Source organism: Micromonospora sp. NPDC004704 (genome assembly GCF_053601675.1).
On record NZ_JBSGCD010000035.1, the window covers coordinates 17978 to 34695 of the forward strand.

The window sequence follows — 16718 nt, forward strand, 5'->3', positions numbered from 1 at the left end:
CTGCCTGGGGAGGGGGTCGTATCAGGTTGCGCGAATGTAACCATTCTGTCAACGATCAATGGCCCGACCCGGCATTTGCCGCCAACCGCTGGTCGAACCCCTACCCCCGTGACCTCCGGCGGGTCATTTCGCGGTGCCGGTCTGCCAGAGCGTCCGGCCGTTCGAGGAGATGATCACGTTGCCGTCGGCCCGCAGGACCAGCGTCGCCCCGTTGTGGCCCGATGTGCGCGTGCTCCACACCGTCGACCCGTTACGGGAGTAGAGGACCAGGTTCCCGTCGCCCTGGAAGACCAGCAGTTCGCCACCCCGGCCACCGGTGTTCGTCCTCCAGACCGCTTGTCCCTGGTCCTGGAGGGTGACGTCGCCGTTGTCGGTGAGGGTGAGGCGCAGCCGGTTCGAGGTCCACGACTGACCTTCGCGCAGCACGGCGGTCGACCGGACCACCCGCTCCTGCCACACCGGCGTGGGTGACGGCGCGGCGGAGGTCGGCGCCGGTGAGGAGTTCGTGGAGTTCGAGGCGGGTGCGGTCGGGCTCGCGGTGGGCGTACGGCTGGGGGTCGGGTTGGGGTTCGCACCCGCCGACGAGGGAGCCCGTCGGGTCGGGGCGACCGTCTTCGGCTCCAGCCGTGGGTCCTGCTCGTAGTACGCGGTGTAGTCCGACACCATCTCGTTGAACGTACGCAGGCTCGGGGCGTCCGGCACCCCGCCGGCCTTGCGTACCGCCTCGGTTCCCCACTGGAACGCGGCCAACGCGACCGGGTACGCCTCCCCGGCGAGCGGTTCGAAGTCGTCCACCAGCGCGCACATCGCCCGCCCGAGAGCGGGCACGGCCTGGTTGGGGTCGGACGGTGAGGCGGTGGGGGACGGTGCGTACACCTGCCACAGCTCGGGCCGGAACTGCGCGACGCCCTCCGCGCCGTCCTCGCCGAGCACGTCGGTTTCGAAGCCGGAGGCGGCCATGAGCTGCGCCGCGATCCGGGCCGCCGGGACCTCCGGGCACACCTTTCCGGCGGTTACCACCAGCGGTACGTAGGTGTCCGGCACCGGTTTCGGCGCGGTGCCCGGACTCGGGGCCACGCCGAGCGGTGCCGCCGCGACGCCCCGGTTGCCGCCGTCGCCGTCCAGGGGACGGGCGTCCACCACGGGTACGCGGCCGAGCCCGGTACTGACCACGACTCCGACCAGCACGATGATCCCGACCAGTCCGATGAGCGTGCCGATGGCGACCCACCGCAGTGGACCGGGCGCACGGAAGATCGTGCGCCGGAGCCGGGCGAGGGCGTCAGAGCCGGGCGATAGGGGCACTTCCTGGTCTCCTCAACCACCGGTTCGGGGCTACCCCGAAGGGGCGTTGCGCGATTGGTCCGGCCGTCCGGTCCCGACACGTCGGCCGAAGCACTCGCGGTGGTCAGTGCGGGCGGCTCATGTTACCGAAGCGCGGGCGGGCGCAAGAAATTCAGTTACCCGACAAGAGGGTGCCGCGAAATGTAGTACACCTGCTATGGTCTGCCGGACCAGTTAGACGGGGAGGTGAAGGTCTGTGACAACGTTGCGGGAGCTGAGCGCACCCGCCGGCGCACCCGGCCGGACCGACGATCCAACCGTGCTGGACGTACGCGACCTGCGGATGCGTTACGGCACAACGGACGTGCTCGACGGGGTCACGTTCACCGCGCACCGGGGCGAGGTGCTGGCGCTGCTGGGGCCCAACGGTGCGGGCAAGACCACCACGATCGAGATCCTCGAAGGCTTCCGGATGCGTTCCGCCGGAGACGTCTCCGTACTCGGGGTGGATCCCGGACGCGGCGACGAGCGGTGGCGGGCCCGGCTCGGCGTGGTCCTGCAATCCTGGCGTGACCACGGCAAATGGCAGGTACGCGAACTCCTCGCCCACCTCGGCTCCTACTACGTCCCCTACTCCACCCCGAGGCTGCGCCGCCCCTGGGACATCGACGAACTGGTCGAGGTGGTCGGCCTGACCGAGCACGCCGGCAAGCGGATCAACCGGCTCTCCGGTGGCCAGCGCCGCCGGCTCGACGTAGCGATCGGCATCGTCGGCCGCCCCGAGTTGCTCTTCCTCGACGAGCCCACGGTGGGTTTCGACCCGGCTGCCCGGCGTGAGTTCCACGACCTGGTGCACCGGCTCTCCGACACCGACGAGACCACGATCCTGCTGACCACCCACGACCTGGACGAGGCGGAGAAACTGGCCGACCGGATCCTGATCCTGGCCGGTGGGCGGATCATCGCCGACGGTTCGGCCGACGAACTGTCCCGACGGATGTCGACCGAGGCCGAGGTGCGCTGGAGCCAGGGCAACGGGCGGTTCGTGCACAGCAGCACCGACGCCACCCGGTTCGTCCGCGAGCTGTTCCAGCAGCACGGCGACGCCATCGCCGACCTGGAAGTACGCCGGGCCAGCCTGGAGGACACGTACATGGCCATGGTGCGGGAGGCCGAGTCGGGCCGGGCCGGGCCTGCGGCACAGACCTTCGAGGAGGTAGTCCGATGACGTCGTCCATGCTCACGGCGACCCGGTCCGGGGTGGCGCGGGGCGGGATCGAACTGCGCCAGACCTTCACCACCGCGCAGGACCTCTGGACCTACTTCTTCCCCGCGATCATTCTGGCGGTGGTCATGTTCTTCACCCGAAGCGTCACCGTGCCGGGTACGGACTTCTCGCTGGGAGCGCGGACACTGCCGAGCGCGCTCGGCATGGGCATCGCCTTCGGCGGGCTGGTGAACCTGGCCCAGCAGCTCATCGTCGAACGCGAGGACGGCACCCTGCTGCGGGCCAAGGCGGTCCCGAACGGGATGCTGGGCTACCTGATCGGCAAGATCGTACTGATTTCCGGGATCACCCTGGTCAGTATCGCCATTCAGCTCGTACCCGGGCTGTTCCTGCTCGACGGGTTGACCATGAACGGCCTCGGCGGCTGGTCGACGCTGGCCTGGGTGCTGCTGCTCGGACTGGTCGCCACCATGCCGATCGGCGCGATTCTCGGCTCCCTGTTCGACAACCCGCGCAACATGGGGCTGATCATGTTGCCGATCATGGGACTCGTCGCCACCTCCGGTATCTTCTATCCGACCACCAACTTCCCGGCCTGGTTGCAGGGGATCGCGCAGGTGTTCCCGATCTACTGGCTGGGGTTGGGGATGCGTTCGGCAATGCTCCCGGACAACCTGTCGGCCGTCGAGATCGGACAATCGTGGCGGCACCTGGAGACGCTCGGCGTACTCGGCGCGTGGGCTGTGGTCGGCCTGGTCGCCGCGCCGATCGTGCTGCGCCGGATGGCCCGCCGCGAGTCCGGGTCGCGGGTCGCCGCCCGCCGGGAGAAGGCCCTGCAACGGGTCAACCCGTGAGCGGGGGAACACCATGAACGAAGTGATCTACGACCGGATCGCGGTGCTCCGGGTGGAACGGGGAATCTCCCGCCGCCAGCTCGCCGAGGCGCTCGGGGTGCACTACCAGACGGTCGGCTACCTGGAGCGGGGCGAGTTCCGGCCCAGCCTGCACCTGGCGTTGCGGATCGCGGCGTACTTCGAGGTGCCGGTGGAGGTCGTCTTCTCCACCGAGCCCTTCCCCCGAATCGGGAGCGGTCCCACCGCCGCCGCCGAACAACAGTCCGCCTGACCCACCCCGCGCCGGGTCGATTGCCGATCGGGAGCGACGGGCGCGGCCGAAACCGGCATGCCCGGACCGCCGCCGAGTTAGGTTTGTCCTGATTCGGTGCACCATCCCCGGTGGCGAAGGGCGGCAACGTGGCTGAGGGCGAGGATCTGTACGGTCGGTGCGCGCTGGTCACCGGCGGCTCCGGTGGGATCGGTGGGGCGATCTCGCTCAGCCTGGCCGCCGCCGGTGCGGACGTCGCCCTGACCTACGCCGGTCATCGCGCCCCCGCCGAGGGGATCGCCGACCAGATCCGGGCCCTGGGGCAGCGGGCCCTCGTCCTCCCCGCCGACCTGCGCCAGCCGGAGGTGGCGGCGGCCACGGTCGAGGCCACCCGAGCCGAACTCGGCAGCGTCGACGTGCTGGTGGCCAACGCCGGGGTCGGGCAGCAGCTCTCCTGGGACCAGGTGGAACTGGACCTGTGGGACGAGACGATGGCGGTCAACCTGCGCGCCCCGTGGCTGATGACCCGAGCCGTACTTCCGCACATGATCAGCCGAGGGTTCGGTCGGATCCTCTTCCTGTCGTCGATCGCGGCGCTCAACGGCGGAGTCATCGGCCCGCACTACGCGGCCAGTAAGGCCGGTCTGCACGGACTGATGCACCACCTCGCCGGCCGGGTCGCCGGCAACGGCGTCACCGTCAACACGATCGCCCCGGCGCTGATCGCCGGCACCGGCTTCACCGCCGTCAACCCGGACAATCTGGGAACGCCGGTGCCGGTCGGGCGGCTGGGCTCCGCCGACGACGTGGCCGCGATGGTGCTGGCGATGCTGACCAACTCGTACCTGACCAACAAGGTGATCACCCTCGACGGCGGCATCTACCCCGACTGACCGCAGCCGGCAGCCGGAGGTCATGACCGGGCGCGCCGGGTGCGACCGTGACCGGTCGTGCCACGATGAAAGGCATGGTCAAAGGTCCGGTCGCGTTTGTGCTCGGCGGCGGAGGCGTACTCGGCGCGGTCGAGGTCGGCATGCTCCGGGCGCTGTTCCGCGCCGGCATCCGCCCCGACCTCGTCATCGGCACGTCGATCGGTGCGGTCAACGGTGCCCTGGTCGCCGCCGACCCGACCGAGGCGGTGACCGACCGGCTGGTACGCCTCTGGGCGTCCCCCGAGGCCAGCGAGGTGTACGGCGACTCGGTCGCCCGTCAACTCCGCCGGTTCGCCGCCCGTACGCACCTGCACTCGCCGCGCCCGCTGCGCCGGCTGCTGGAGGCGGAACTCGGCGAGCGGACCACCTTCGCCGACCTGAAGGTGCCGTTCCGGTGCTGCGCGGCGAGCATCGAGCGGGCCGCCGAACACTGGTTCTCCACCGGGCCGCTGGTCGAGGCGGTGCTCGCCTCCGCCTCCGTACCGGGCCTGCTGCCGCCGGCCGAGATCGGCGGCGAGCACTTCGTCGACGGGGGGATCGTCAACTCGATCCCGATCGGCGAGGCGGTGGAGAGCGGCGCCAAGCAGATCTTCGTACTCCAGGTGGGCCGGATCGAACGGCCGCTGACACCACCGCGAAGACCCTGGGAGATCGCCCAGGTCGCGTTCGAGATCGCCCGCCGGCACCGGTTCGCCCGGGAGATGGCCGCGTTGCCCGACGACGTGGACGTACACGTGCTGCCGACCGGCGGGTCCCAGCCGCGCGACGACACCCCGTGGGCGTACCGGGACATGGCGGCGGTCGGTCGGCGGATCAGTCGGGCGTACACGGCCTCCCGGCGTTACCTGCACTCGCACGTCGAGGGCGTCTGATGCGGTTGCCGCCCCGGTGGCTGCGACGGGTGCTGTTCGGCCCGGCGGTGGTGCTGCTCGCGGCCCTGTTCGTCAGCGCGCTCCCGATCTGGTTGCTGCTCGCCGCGGCAGCCTCGCCGCTGGTGCCGGGCTACCTGCGCCCGCTGCGGGTGCTCTGGATGGCGATCATCTACCTGGCCTGGGACGCCAGCGCGCTGATCGCCCTGTTCGGGCTCTGGATCGCCTCCGGCTTCGGTTGGAAGAAGCGTTCGCCCCGGTTCCAGCGGGCGCACTACGTGCTGACCGGCTGGTTCCTCAACTTCCTCTTCTGGCAGGCCCAGTGGGCGCTGCGGTTGACCATCGAGGTGGTCGGCGCCGACCCGGACACCGCGCTGCCCGGTCGTCCGGAGCTGGTGCTCTGCCGGCACGCCGGTCCCGGTGACTCGTTCATCCTGATCCACGCGCTGGTCAACTGGTTCGACCGGGAGCCGCGGATCGTGCTGAAGGAGACCCTGCAGTGGGATCCGGCGGTCGACGTACTGCTCAACCGGTTGCCGAACCGGTTCATCGCGCCGGGCCGGGCGCAGGATCCGGTGGTCGGTGCCGACAGCCGGCAACCGGGCAGGACCCTGACCGATCAGGTCGGTCACCTGGCCGTCGGGCTGGACAGCAACGACGCGTTCGTGATCTTTCCGGAGGGCGGGAACTTCACCCCGCGCCGCCGGATCCGGGCCATCGAGCGGCTGCGGGCCCGAGGGCTGGAGAAGATGGCCGTACGGGCGGAGGGGATGCAACACGTCCTGGCGCCGCAGCCGGGTGGCGTACTCGCGGCGTTGGACGCGGCGCCGGACGCGGGGGTCATCTTCGTCGCCCACACCGGTCTGGATCGGATGCTCACGGTGGCGGATGTCTGGCGCGAACTCCCGATGGACAAGAAAATTGTGATGCGGTTCTGGTCGGTTCCGCCGGAGGAAATCCCTGCCGGGCGGCAGGAGCGGATCGACTGGCTCTACGACTGGTGGAAACGAATCGACGAATGGGTCGATATCCACCGCACCAACGCGTAGGGTGCGCGGCGTGGACCAGCTCTGCATCGTAACGACCGTGGTGGATGCCCGGTCGGTGGCGGATCTGCTCGCCGCCGCGGCGGTCGCCGGCCGGCTGGCGGCCTGCGCCCAGGTCGGCGGCCCGATGGACAGCACCTACTGGTGGCAGTCCCGAATGGAAACCACCCGGGAATGGTCGGTGCAGTTCAAAACCGCACCGGACCGGGTGGAGGCGCTGGTCGAGCACCTGCGCAGCGCACATCCGTACGAGGTGCCGGAGGTTCTGGTGCACTGGGTCGAGGGCGGAAACCCGGACTACACCGCCTGGGTGCACGAACAGACCCGGACCTGACACCGGCACTCACCCGTCGGCCTGAGTACAGAAGCCGACCGCCGGACCATTGATGAGTACGCGGACTCTGGGCCGGGTCCGATCGGCGGGGCCACCATGCCAGGGTGAGCACTCCGCCGAGTCTGTATCCCTGCCCCGCATGCGGGGCCGGGGCCAATCTGAGCACCGGCTGCCCGCGCTGCGGTCGGGCACCGGATCCGGTCGCCGCCGAGGTGGTCCGGTTGGACGGCGAGATCGTCGCGCTGACCGGACGGGTCGAGCAGGCCCGGCAGGCGTACACGGCGCTGAACGCCGCCCTCGACGACCTGCGGCGACGGCGGGCCGACCTCGCCGCCCAGGTGCGGGCGGCGATGTTCGCCAGCCGTACCGTCGCCCCGGTGGCCGCCGCGCCGGTCCCTCGGGTCGCCCCGGTCGCCGCCGCCCCGCAGGTTCCACCGGTACGCCCGGAGGCGTCCACCCGGGCCGTACAGAATCTGCTCTTCGTCCTCGGTGGACTGTTGCTCTGCACCGCCGCGGTCGTCTTCATGGTGGTCACCTGGTCGGTTGTCGGCGTGGCCGGGCGGGCGGCGATCCTGGCCGGCATCACCGGCCTGGTGCTGGCCGCGCCCCCGCTGGCGAAGCGGCGCGGGCTCACCGCCACCGCGGAGACGTTCTCGGTGGTCGGGCTGCTGCTGGTGGCACTCGACGGCTACGCCGCCTGGTCGGTGAACCTGTTCGGGGTCGCCGGCTGGCCGGGCGCCTCCTACGCGGCGCTGGTCTGGGGGGTCAGCGCCGCGGCGGCGACCGGCTACCGGCGGCTCACCCGGCTCTGGGCGCCCTGGTTCACCGCACTGGTGTTCGCCCAGCCGGTGCTGCCGCTGCTCGCGTCGAGGTGGGAGCCCGACGCCGCCGGTTGGGCGCTGGTGTTCGCCGCGCTGGCCGCGTTCAACCTGGCGGTCGTCCACACCACCCGCACCGCCGGGCGGAACACGGCCCGGCCGGTTGATGCGGGTCCGGGTGAACCGGATGGGGCCGGCGTACGTGTCGGCGATGGGGGAGCTGACGGGACGGCGCCCGGAGGGGTGGCGCTGGCTCGTCAGGTGCTCGGCTGGGTGGCGTACGCCGCCGCACTGGCCGCTGCCGGGCTCTGCGGCCTGGTGGCGCTGCTGGTGGCCGACGGTCCCGGAATGCCGGCACTGGCCGGCGGCCCGCTGCTGGTCGCGGTGGCGGTCCTGGTGGCGGGCGCGGTGCTGACGCGCAACGCCGGCTTCCAGGCCGCCGCCGGACTGGTGGTCGTCATCGGTCTCGCCGGTACGGTCCTGCGGCCGGTCAGCGAGTGGGCGGGATCGTTCCTGCTGCTCGCGAGCGGCCTGGTCGTCGCCGGGCTGGCCGTCGCGGTCGCACTGACCGGGCCGCGCCTGCCGGCCGGGGTACGGGGCGGCCCCCGCGTCGGCGGGCTGCTGCTCGGCGGCGTACTCGCCCTGGTGGTCGGGACGATGACGCTGTCGATCGCGTACGAGGCGGCAACCCGGTCACTGCCGGTGTGGCGGGGCACCGGCACCGGTCCGGTCAGCATCCTCGACTGGCAGGTGTCGGTCACCGCGCTGCTGGTCGCGGTCGCGCTGGCGGTCCTGCTGCCCCGACCGGCCCGGGAACCGATCGGCGTGCTCGGGATCGGCCTCGCCGTGCTCGCGATCCCGGCCGGGGTGGCACTGCCCTGGTGGGCGCTGGCCGCCGTGGAGCTGACCGTGGCGGCGGTCCTGCTGGCCACCGCCGTACGCGTCCCGGCTCCGGGTGCGCCGACGCTGCTGGTCCGAGCCGGTACGGGAACCGTGCTGGTCGGGCACGCGTTCCTGCTCGGCCTCGCCCGACCGGGAAGCGCGGCGGCCGTACTCGGCGCGATCCTGGTGATCGGGGTGGGTGTCGCCGTACTCGCCGGGAACGGGTCGCAGGAGCGGCTGGCGGGCGTACGGCGGGCGATCGGCGGGACCGCACTCGGCGTCGGGCTGCTCGCCGTACCGGGCGTGGTGACCGTGGGACTGTTCGCCGCCGGGGTGGAGCCGTGGTGGCAGTCGCGGGCAGCCCTCGCCAGCGGCGTACTGCTGCTCGGGGCGGTTGCCGTACTGCGTCGCCGCCGCCCCTATCTCCTGCCGTACGCCGACACCGCGCTCGCCGTCACCGCACTGGTGACCGGGCTGTCGCCGCTGTTCAGCCGGACCGGTGAACCCGTCGGGCTCTACTCGGCGGTCGGCCTGCTCCTGCCGGTCGGCGGGCTGTACCTCACCGGCCTGCTCGGCGCCGACCGGACAGCAGTGCACGAGCCAGCAGTGCACGAGGCGGCGGGGCGCGGGGCAGCCGGGCGCGAGGTGGTGGGGGTGATCTCGCCCGGTCTGTTCGGGGTGCCGGTGCTGGCGTTCGCGGCCGTCCTGGGGGTGGCGCCCGCGATCGGGGCGGTCCTGCTCGGCCCGTACGGGTGGCTGGGGCGGAGCTGGTCCGGGGCGCCCGCCGGGGTGGGACTCGCCCCGACCGGGTGGCCGGTCGACGGCCCGTCCGGGGCGGCACTGGTGGTACTCGCCGTCACCGCGACACTGGCCGGCTGGGGGTGGTACCGGACGATCACCGGGGCGACCCTGGCCGGGCTCCCGCTGGCTGCCACGGCCCTGCTGGTGGTGCTCGCCGGGGCGGGTGCCCGGTGGCCGGTCGTACCGGCGGTGGCCCTGCTCGGCGGTCTCGCCGCCCTGCTCGTCGCCACCGTCCCGACGCGCCGGACGGCAGCGTCCACCGGAGCCGGGCCAGCGGGCCGCACGGAGGGGCCCGGTGGTTCCGGGACGGCGCTGCTCGGCGGTGCCGGGACAGCGTTGCTCGCCGGTGTTGGTGGCGGGCTGGTGCTCGTACCGCTGGGGGTGGTGCTTGCCGGAGCGGGCCTGGCGGGCGCGCTGCCGACCGAGGCCACCACCCTGGTCGCGCTGGGCCTGGTCGTCCTGACCGGCTCGGCGATCGGCGCCGGTGCGGCCGACCTGGTGACGGGCCGGGCACCGGTGGCGCGGGTCGCCGGCTGGCTGGCCGCGATCGGCGCCGGACTGGCCTTCGCGGTCGCCGCGTCCCGCGCAGCCGACCTGCCGCTGCGGCTCGCCGCGTTCGCGGTCCTCGGGGTCGCTGCGGTCGCGCTCGCCGGAGGTGCCGTCCTGCGCGGCCGGCGGCCGGTTGAGTCGGTAGCGGTCGAGGCGGCAGCGCACGCCGGTGCGGTCGTCGCGCTGCTGCTCACCACCGGTGCGATCCGGTACGCGGCCGCGGTCGCCACCCTCTGGGGAGTGGCGGTGGGCCTGCGCGCCCTGCGTCCCGGTGAACCCGCCCGACGCCGGGCGGTCCTCGCCGCCGTGGCCGTCGGCTGTGAACTGCTCGCGGTCTGGCTGCTGCTCACCTCCGCGCAGGTCGCGCTGCTGGAGGCGTACACCCTGCCGGCGGCGCTCTGTGCGCTGATCGTCGGCGCGCTCGCCCTGCGGGCCCGACCGGCGCTGAGTAGCTGGGTGACGTACGGGCCGGGGCTGACGGCCGCGCTGCTGCCGAGCCTCGCCTCGATCCTGGTCGCCGGGGACCAGCCGTGGCGGCGGCTGCTGCTCGGGGTCGGTGCACTCGTGGTGGTGCTCGCCGGTGCGCACTGGCGGCGGCAGGCACCGGCGGTGCTCGGCGGCGCCACCCTGGCCATCGCCGCGCTGTACGAGGTGGTCGGCGCCTGGGACCGGCTGCCCCGCTGGATCTTCCTGGCCCTCGGCGGCCTCGCCCTGATCGGACTCGCCATCACCTACGAACGCCGCCGCCGCGACCTCGCCCGCTGGCGCGCCGCCGTCGGCCGGATGAGTTAGGTGTTCTGTCCGGTGAGGTTGGGTACAAGGTGGGCGGACGAATGAGGTAGTGCTGGCCCTACCCCGCATTAGGGGGTATCCAGGGTTACTCAGCGCAAGCTGAGCCGTGACACTTGAGTAAGCACGTCTCGCCCGGGGCGTCATAAAATCCCAGCTCCTAGGAGAAACGATGACGGTCGGCGCGGTGGTTGAGCCTGCTCTTCGTCGGGGTAGTGACTACGCCAAGTTATCTCGACGGATCAACCAGGCGGGCCTCCTGGAGCGTCGCCCCGGTTGGTACGCGGCGAAGATCGCGATCACCGCCGGTCTGTTCGTCGCCGGCTGGGTGGCGGTGTTCCTCGTCGGCGACTCCTGGTGGCAACTGCTGGTAGCGGTCGGACTCGCGATCGCCAGCACCCAGGTCGCCTTCCTCGGCCACGACGCCGGGCACCGGCAGATGTTCCGCAGCCGCCGGGCCAGCCAGGTCGCCGGACTGCTCGCCGCGAACCTCGCCACCGGGATCAGCTACGGCTGGTGGATCGACAAGCACAACCGGCACCACGCCAACCCGAACCACGAGGACCACGACCCCGACGTTGGCGCCGGCGCCCTGGTCTGGACCGACGAGCAGGCGCGGGAAACCAAGGGGTTCAGCCGCTGGCTGGCCCAGCGTCAGGCGTACCTGTTCTTCCCGATGCTGACGCTGGAGGGACTGAGCCTGCACGTCGACAGCTTCAAGGGGCTGTTCCGTTCGCCGATGCGGTACCGGGCGATCGAGGCGGTACTGCTGGTCGTGCACGTGGCCGCGTACTTCGGCGTACTGTTCACCGTCCTGTCGCCGGTGAAGGCCCTGGTCTTCATCGCCGTACACCAGGGGTTGTGGGGTGTCTACATGGGCTGCTCGTTCGCGCCGAACCACAAGGGCATGCCGATGCTGACCGCGGAGGACGACCTGGACTTCCTGCGCAAGCAGGTGCTCACCTCGCGCAACGTACGGGGCAGCCGGCTGGTCGACTTCACCCTCGGCGGGCTCAACTACCAGATCGAGCACCACCTCTTCCCGAGCATGGCGCGGTCGAACCTGCGCAAGGCGCAGCCGATCGTCAAGGCGTACTGCGCCGAACAGGGCATCCCGTACGAGGAGACCGGACTCGTCGACTCGTACGCCCAGGCCCTGCGGCACCTGCACAGCGTGGGCGCCGAACTGCGCGCCGCTCGGTGACGCGACCCCGCTCGGTGGGTGGGCCGACCACGGTTGCCCTCCCCGGTCGGGAACGACGACGGTAAGGTCTGCCCCATGGCAGAGGTGCTGGACGCCGACGCGGTGCGCGGTGAGCTGGAGAAGTTGGACGGCTGGTCCGGCGACCCGGCGGTGATATCCCGTACGGCCGAGCTGGGCAGCTTTCCCGAGGCGATCGATGTGGTGAACCGGGTGGCGGCGGTGGCCGAGGAACTCGACCACCACCCCGACATCGACATCAGGTGGCGCACCGTGACCTTCCGGTGCGCCACCCACTCGGTTGGCGGAGTGACCCGGCGCGACTTCCAACTTGCCCAGCGTATTGACCAGATCCTCGGGGGAACGGCGTGAGATTCGAGATCAGCAAGGTCCTCGACGCGATCGAAGGCCGGGTCTGCACCGATCCGTCGCTCGCTCGGGCCGTACTCGACCTGGCCGAGGTGGTCCGCTACACGGACTTCGACGGCGGCCGTCCGGCCAGCATGCTCCGGCTCGGCATCGTCATCGACGCGCTCAGCCGGCAACTGGAGGAGGACAGCGTCCCGGTCTACCCGGTGGTCCACCGGGCTCTGCTCTCGGACGCCGACCTGACCTCGAACGAGCGGATGGTGGTCCGCCGCTGGGCCGACGACGGCCTGGTCGAGGTGCTGCCCAATCCGGTGGAGCGGATGCTGGAACTGGCCGACCTGCTCGGCCTGCCGGTGCTCAGCCGGATGCGGTTCGACGGCATGCTCGGGCGCTACCCGTGGCTGAACTCGCAGCCCGGCCGCCTGCTCGCCCCGGTGAGCGGCGCCAACGGACCGACCCTGGTGCCGCAGTCCGGTGGCAACGCGGTCTGGACCTCACCCGGCCCGTCCCCGACCGGGGCGAAGCTCCTGGCCCGGCTCTGGCGCTGCCCCGAGCCCGGCTGCGTGTTGTTCGGCGACGGTGGCGGTGGCGGCGGATCCTTCGCCGACCTGGCCCGCTCCGACCGCGAGCCGGGCGGACAGCCGCCACCGACGCTGCGGTCCGGCGCACCGAGCTGCCCCCGGCACGACCGGCGGCTCACCGACGCCGGCCCCCGGCCGGACACCGAGGTCCTGTCGGTCCGGGTCGGCGGCCAGGTACGCCGCCGGTTCGTGGTCTCCGCCGACCGCCCGGTGGTGGTCGGACGGGCACCGGAGGAGAGCGGCGGCATCATGCTCGGCCAGTGGTTGAGCGAGGAGGCCCGGCGCTGGATCAGCCGCAGCCACGTCCGGTTCGAACTGCGCGGCGGTGACCTGGTCGCCTACGACGTGAGCACCAACGGCTCGGGGATCCGGCCGGGCGGTTCGATGGACGAGGACGAGCGGATCGCGCTCACCCAGCAGGCCAACCGGGTGATGCGCGGCGGCGACTTCGTCGAGCTCTACCCCGGCGTCCAGGTGGGCTCCTCCGGCAACTGGACCTCCGGCGGCGTAATCAACCCGACCTCCGTCATGGCCGAAGCCCCCACCATGGCCATGCGCGTCATAGAACGCCCCTGACTCCCCGCCCGCCCTCCCCGCGGACTCCATCCCGCACCTGCGGGTCGCATGCCACAGTTGTAGAGAAAGAGTGGTTATCCGGCTACGGATAACCACTCTTTCTCTACAACAGGTGTCTCGAAGAAGAGGCGCCTCGGGTCAGGCGAGGATCTCGCGGAGTTGGGTGACGGCGAAGTCGAGTTCTTCGGGTTCCACCACCAGGGGCGGGGCCAGGCGGAGGGTGGAGCCGTGGGTGTCCTTGGCCAGGACACCGCGCTCGGCCAGCCGCTCGCACGCCTGCCGCCCGGTCATCAGGGACGGGTCGATGTCGATCCCCGCCCAGAGCCCGCGACCGCGTACGGCGACCAGGCCCTCGCCGATCAGCCCGTTGAGGGAGGCGTGCAGCCGGGCGCCCAGCTCGGCCGAGCGGCGCTGGAACTCGCCGGTGGCGAGCAGGCGTACGACCTCGGTGGCGACCGCGCAGGCCAGCGGGTTCCCGCCGAAGGTCGAGCCGTGCTCACCGGGGCGCAGCACACCGAGTACGGACCTGTCCGCGGCGACCGCGGAGACCGGCACGATGCCGCCCCCGAGCGCCTTGCCGAGCAGGTACATGTCCGGCCGGACACCCTCGTGGTCGAGGGCGAACGTGGTGCCGGTACGGCCCAGCCCGGACTGGATCTCGTCGGCGAGGAAGAGCACGTTCTGCTCGGTGCAGAGCTGACGTACGCCGGGCAGGTAGCCGACCGGCGGCACGACCACGCCCTGCTCACCCTGGATCGGTTCGAGCAGTACGGCGACGGTGTTCTCGTCGATCGCCTCGGCGAGCGCGGTCAGGTCCCCGTACGGCACGATCTTGAAACCGGGCGTGTACGGCCCGAAGTCGTTGCGGGCGTCCGGGTCGGTGGAGAAGCTGATGATGGTGGTGGTCCGGCCGTGGAAGTTACCGTCGGCGACCACGATGGTGGCCTTGCCCGCCGGTACGCCCTTGACCTGGTAGCCCCACTTGCGGGCGACCTTGATCGCGGTCTCGACCGCCTCGGCGCCGGTGTTCATCGGCAGGACGAGTTCGGTGCCGCAGAGGTCGGCCAGTTCGTGGCAGAAGGTGGCGAACTGGTCGTGGACGAAGGCGCGGCTGGTCAGGGTGAGCCGGTCGAGCTGTTCGTGCGCGGTGGCGATCAGCTTGGGGTGGCGGTGGCCGAAGTTGAGCGCGGAGTAGCCGGCCAGGCAGTCGAGGTAACGCTTGCCGTCGATGTCGGTCACCCAGGCGCCCTCGGCGGAGGAGATCACCACCGGCAGCGGGTGGTAGTTGTGCGCGGTCCAGCGTTCCGCGTCGCGTACCGCACCGGGGGTCAGCAGCATGTCGTCCACGATCACTTGCTTGCCTCTCGTTCCCGCAGCACCAGCGTGCAGCACTTCGGCCCGCCACCTGCCTTGAGCAGCTCCGACAAATCAACACCAATTGTGGTGTATCCGCGCTCGCGCAGCTTAGTTGCCAGGCCGGTGGCCTGGGCCGGAAGCACGACATTCCGACCGTCGCTGACCGCGTTCAGACCGAACACCTCGGCGTCCGCGAGGTCGGCCAGGACCGCGTCCGGAAAGAGCCGACGCAGTACGGCCCGACTCCCCGGCGAGAACGCCTCCGGCAGGTACGCCACGGTCCGGTCGTCGAGTACGCAGAGCGCGGTGTCCAGGTGATAGAAGCGCGGGTCGACCAGTTGCAGCGTCACCACCGGCCGGCCGAACACCTCCTGCAACTGGGCGTGCGCGGCATGCGCCGTACGGAACCCGGTGCCGGCCAGGAGTATCCCGTTGACGAGGAGGATGTCGCCCTCGCCCTCGTTGACGTACTTGGCCTCGTGCACCGGATACCCGGCCCGCTCGAACCACGACCGGTACGCCGGCGCCTCATCGGCCCGCTGCGGGTCACGGAACTGTACGGCGAGAACCTCCCCGTCCACCACGGTCGCCCCGTTCGCGGCGAAGACCATGTCGGGCAGGCCGGGCACCGGCTCGATCTCCTCGACCGTGTGCCCGAGATCGAGGAACGTTCGGCGGAGCGTCTCCCACTGCGCGATGGCGAGCGCCGGGTCGACCGGGGCGCTCGGGTCCATCCATGGGTTGATCGCGTACTCGACGGCAAAATATGTGGGCCGGCACATCAGGTAGTGGCGGCGGGTGGCATCCAGCGTCATGCCCTGCTCCCAGTGGTCGGGCGCGCCCGGCCAAGGTCGGCTCACGGGCTGGCGCGATACCCAACGCTATGCGGCAGGACCCGGCGGAAACCACTGGTGGAACTTGCGTCGTACCGTCGATCGTTGCGTCTGGACGGGGTACGAGCGGCGATTCGTTGCGTCCTGTGATCGCCGCCGCCCGAGGTCGCCCGGATGCGGGTTGGTGGTGCACCGTTGCGGGGGCGGCGCATCGCCGCCCCCGTCACCGAATGAGCCCTGGCGGTGAACCACCGCCGGTGAGCCAGGCCGGAGCGGTGAACCACCGCTCCGGCGTCATATGTGCCCCCTAGAACCGGTCCACAAACTGTGCGTCAAGCCACTCCCGGAAGCGCAGGACCCAGTCGCCGTCCGTGGTCGGCCAGGTGAACTGGCCGGTCATCGCAAGGATGCCGATGACCACCGCGGTGAGGCCGAGCCCCAGGCCGAGCAGCGCGTCGGACTTGCCGGCCACGTGCCGCCGGCTGGTGGCCGAGATGCCGCCGACACCGAGCAGCGCGCCGAGGGCGCCGACCGCGATGCCGTACCCGGCGAGGGTGCCGGTGAGCACGAAGAGGACGGAGGCGACGCCGAGGACGAGGCTGAGGGTGGCGAGCAGGCTGGCGCGCGGGCGGGGCCCTGCGGGCACCACCACCGGCGGTTCGCGGTCGGTCCGTTCGGTGTCGGTTGTCGTACCGTCATCGATCTTGTCCCCGGTCCGGCCGTCGGTCCGGTCGGTCCTGATGTCGGTCCGGTCGAGGTCGTCGCGGACCGGGCGGCCGTCGACCGTGGTGTCGTCGCCGCGCGGGCGGTCGAGCACCGGCGCGGTGGCCGTCCCGGCGGACGAGCTGCGGTACGTCGCCCGCTCGCTCGGCGGAGTCACCTCACCGGTACGCGCCCGCTCGCTCGCCGGCAGGACGGCGTCGCTGTGTGCGACCGCCCGATCCGTCGGTCGATCGGTGCCGAGCGGCGCGGTATCGCGTTCGTCGATCCGGCCGTCTGCGTTCTCGTCCCGCGTCGGTACGGTCACCGGTTCGGGTGCCTTCTCCGCGCGCCGCGAGAGCGAAGGAATTCTGACCACAACACACCTCCTGGTCGTAGCGCGGCTACCCAAACCCATCAGCCCGGCACCCACGCGGTCTACGTCACTCGAATTACCCCAACCCCCA

General features: G+C 71.5%; 15 protein-coding genes. 11 read left to right on the top strand and 4 right to left on the bottom strand.

Features of this window, described 5'->3' with window-relative positions; genetic code table 11:
* Window positions 1-123: 123 nt before the first annotated feature.
* Window positions 124-1305 carry a hypothetical protein gene (locus ACWEFB_RS31560; protein ID WP_452291271.1) on the bottom strand — a complete coding sequence of 394 codons (1182 nt, stop codon included), beginning with the start codon at window positions 1303-1305 and terminating at the stop codon, window positions 124-126.
* A gap of 235 nt (window positions 1306-1540) precedes the next feature.
* On the opposite strand from ACWEFB_RS31560, the gene ACWEFB_RS31565 reads away from it, so the two are divergent.
* The 11 genes from ACWEFB_RS31565 (at window position 1541) to ACWEFB_RS31615 (ending at window position 13363) form a co-directional block, all read left to right on the top strand.
* Window positions 1541-2512, top strand: coding sequence for an ABC transporter ATP-binding protein (locus ACWEFB_RS31565; RefSeq protein WP_452291273.1), 972 nt, complete (start codon window positions 1541-1543; stop codon window positions 2510-2512).
* A complete protein-coding gene (locus ACWEFB_RS31570; protein ID WP_452291275.1) occupies window positions 2509-3366 on the top strand; it encodes an ABC transporter permease in 858 nt (285 codons plus the stop codon). Before ACWEFB_RS31565 ends, ACWEFB_RS31570 begins: the two co-directional genes overlap by 4 nt.
* A 13-nt stretch (window positions 3367-3379) precedes the next feature.
* Window positions 3380-3637, top strand: a complete 258-nt coding sequence (locus tag ACWEFB_RS31575) for a helix-turn-helix transcriptional regulator (protein WP_452291277.1) — start codon at window positions 3380-3382, stop codon at window positions 3635-3637.
* 128 nt (window positions 3638-3765) lie between these two features.
* A complete protein-coding gene (locus tag ACWEFB_RS31580; protein WP_452291279.1) occupies window positions 3766-4509 on the top strand; it encodes an SDR family NAD(P)-dependent oxidoreductase in 744 nt (247 codons plus the stop codon).
* Window positions 4510-4583: 74 nt separating this feature from the next.
* Window positions 4584-5420: a patatin-like phospholipase family protein gene (locus tag ACWEFB_RS31585; protein ID WP_326562761.1), complete on the top strand. Its 837-nt coding sequence runs from the start codon at window positions 4584-4586 to the stop codon at window positions 5418-5420.
* Window positions 5420-6466, top strand: a complete 1047-nt coding sequence (locus tag ACWEFB_RS31590) for a 1-acyl-sn-glycerol-3-phosphate acyltransferase (RefSeq protein WP_452291282.1) — start codon at window positions 5420-5422, stop codon at window positions 6464-6466. Before ACWEFB_RS31585 ends, ACWEFB_RS31590 begins: the two co-directional genes overlap by 1 nt.
* 10 nt (window positions 6467-6476) lie before the next feature.
* The gene (gene cutA / locus ACWEFB_RS31595; protein WP_326562763.1) at window positions 6477-6797 is read left to right on the top strand and encodes a divalent-cation tolerance protein CutA; all 321 of its coding nucleotides are present in this window, start codon (window positions 6477-6479) and stop codon (window positions 6795-6797) included.
* A 104-nt stretch (window positions 6798-6901) separates the two neighbouring features.
* Entirely contained in the window at window positions 6902-10639 is a 3738-nt protein-coding gene (locus tag ACWEFB_RS31600; protein WP_452291284.1) for an SCO7613 C-terminal domain-containing membrane protein, read from the top strand.
* A 169-nt stretch (window positions 10640-10808) separates the two neighbouring features.
* Entirely contained in the window at window positions 10809-11840 is a 1032-nt protein-coding gene (locus ACWEFB_RS31605; RefSeq protein WP_452291286.1) for a fatty acid desaturase family protein, read from the top strand.
* Between the two features lie 75 nt (window positions 11841-11915).
* A complete protein-coding gene (locus ACWEFB_RS31610; protein ID WP_452291288.1) occupies window positions 11916-12209 on the top strand; it encodes a 4a-hydroxytetrahydrobiopterin dehydratase in 294 nt (97 codons plus the stop codon).
* Window positions 12206-13363, top strand: a complete 1158-nt coding sequence (locus ACWEFB_RS31615; RefSeq protein ID WP_452291290.1) for an FHA domain-containing protein — start codon at window positions 12206-12208, stop codon at window positions 13361-13363. The genes ACWEFB_RS31610 and ACWEFB_RS31615 overlap by 4 nt, the downstream gene beginning before the upstream one ends.
* 138 nt (window positions 13364-13501) lie before the next feature.
* Here the strand turns inward: ACWEFB_RS31615 and rocD are convergent, their stop codons facing one another.
* The 3 genes from rocD to ACWEFB_RS31630 all read right to left on the bottom strand — a co-directional run bounded on the left by rocD (window position 13502) and on the right by ACWEFB_RS31630 (window position 16630).
* Window positions 13502-14701, bottom strand: coding sequence for an ornithine--oxo-acid transaminase (rocD, locus tag ACWEFB_RS31620; RefSeq protein ID WP_442792170.1), 1200 nt, complete (start codon window positions 14699-14701; stop codon window positions 13502-13504).
* 11 nt (window positions 14702-14712) lie between these two features.
* The gene (ddaH, locus tag ACWEFB_RS31625) at window positions 14713-15534 is read right to left on the bottom strand and encodes a dimethylargininase (RefSeq protein ID WP_452291292.1); all 822 of its coding nucleotides are present in this window, start codon (window positions 15532-15534) and stop codon (window positions 14713-14715) included.
* A 325-nt stretch (window positions 15535-15859) separates the two neighbouring features.
* A complete protein-coding gene (locus ACWEFB_RS31630; protein ID WP_452291294.1) occupies window positions 15860-16630 on the bottom strand; it encodes a thrombospondin in 771 nt (256 codons plus the stop codon).
* Window positions 16631-16718 lie beyond the last annotated feature (88 nt).

Bases quoted from the DNA above. Each gene is read 5' to 3' on its own strand.
- rocD (WP_442792170.1), bottom strand. From the start codon at position 14,701: ATGCTGCTGACCCCCGGTGCGGTACGCGACGCGGAACGCTGGACCGCG.
- ACWEFB_RS31610 (WP_452291288.1), top strand. From the start codon at position 11,916: ATGGCAGAGGTGCTGGACGCCGACGCGGTGCGCGGTGAGCTGGAGAAG.
- ACWEFB_RS31590 (WP_452291282.1), top strand. From the start codon at position 5,420: ATGCGGTTGCCGCCCCGGTGGCTGCGACGGGTGCTGTTCGGCCCGGCG.
- ACWEFB_RS31575 (WP_452291277.1), top strand. From the start codon at position 3,380: ATGAACGAAGTGATCTACGACCGGATCGCGGTGCTCCGGGTGGAACGG.
- ACWEFB_RS31585 (WP_326562761.1), top strand. From the start codon at position 4,584: ATGGTCAAAGGTCCGGTCGCGTTTGTGCTCGGCGGCGGAGGCGTACTC.
- ddaH (WP_452291292.1), bottom strand. From the start codon at position 15,534: ATGACGCTGGATGCCACCCGCCGCCACTACCTGATGTGCCGGCCCACA.
- ACWEFB_RS31570 (WP_452291275.1), top strand. From the start codon at position 2,509: ATGACGTCGTCCATGCTCACGGCGACCCGGTCCGGGGTGGCGCGGGGC.
- ACWEFB_RS31605 (WP_452291286.1), top strand. From the start codon at position 10,809: ATGACGGTCGGCGCGGTGGTTGAGCCTGCTCTTCGTCGGGGTAGTGAC.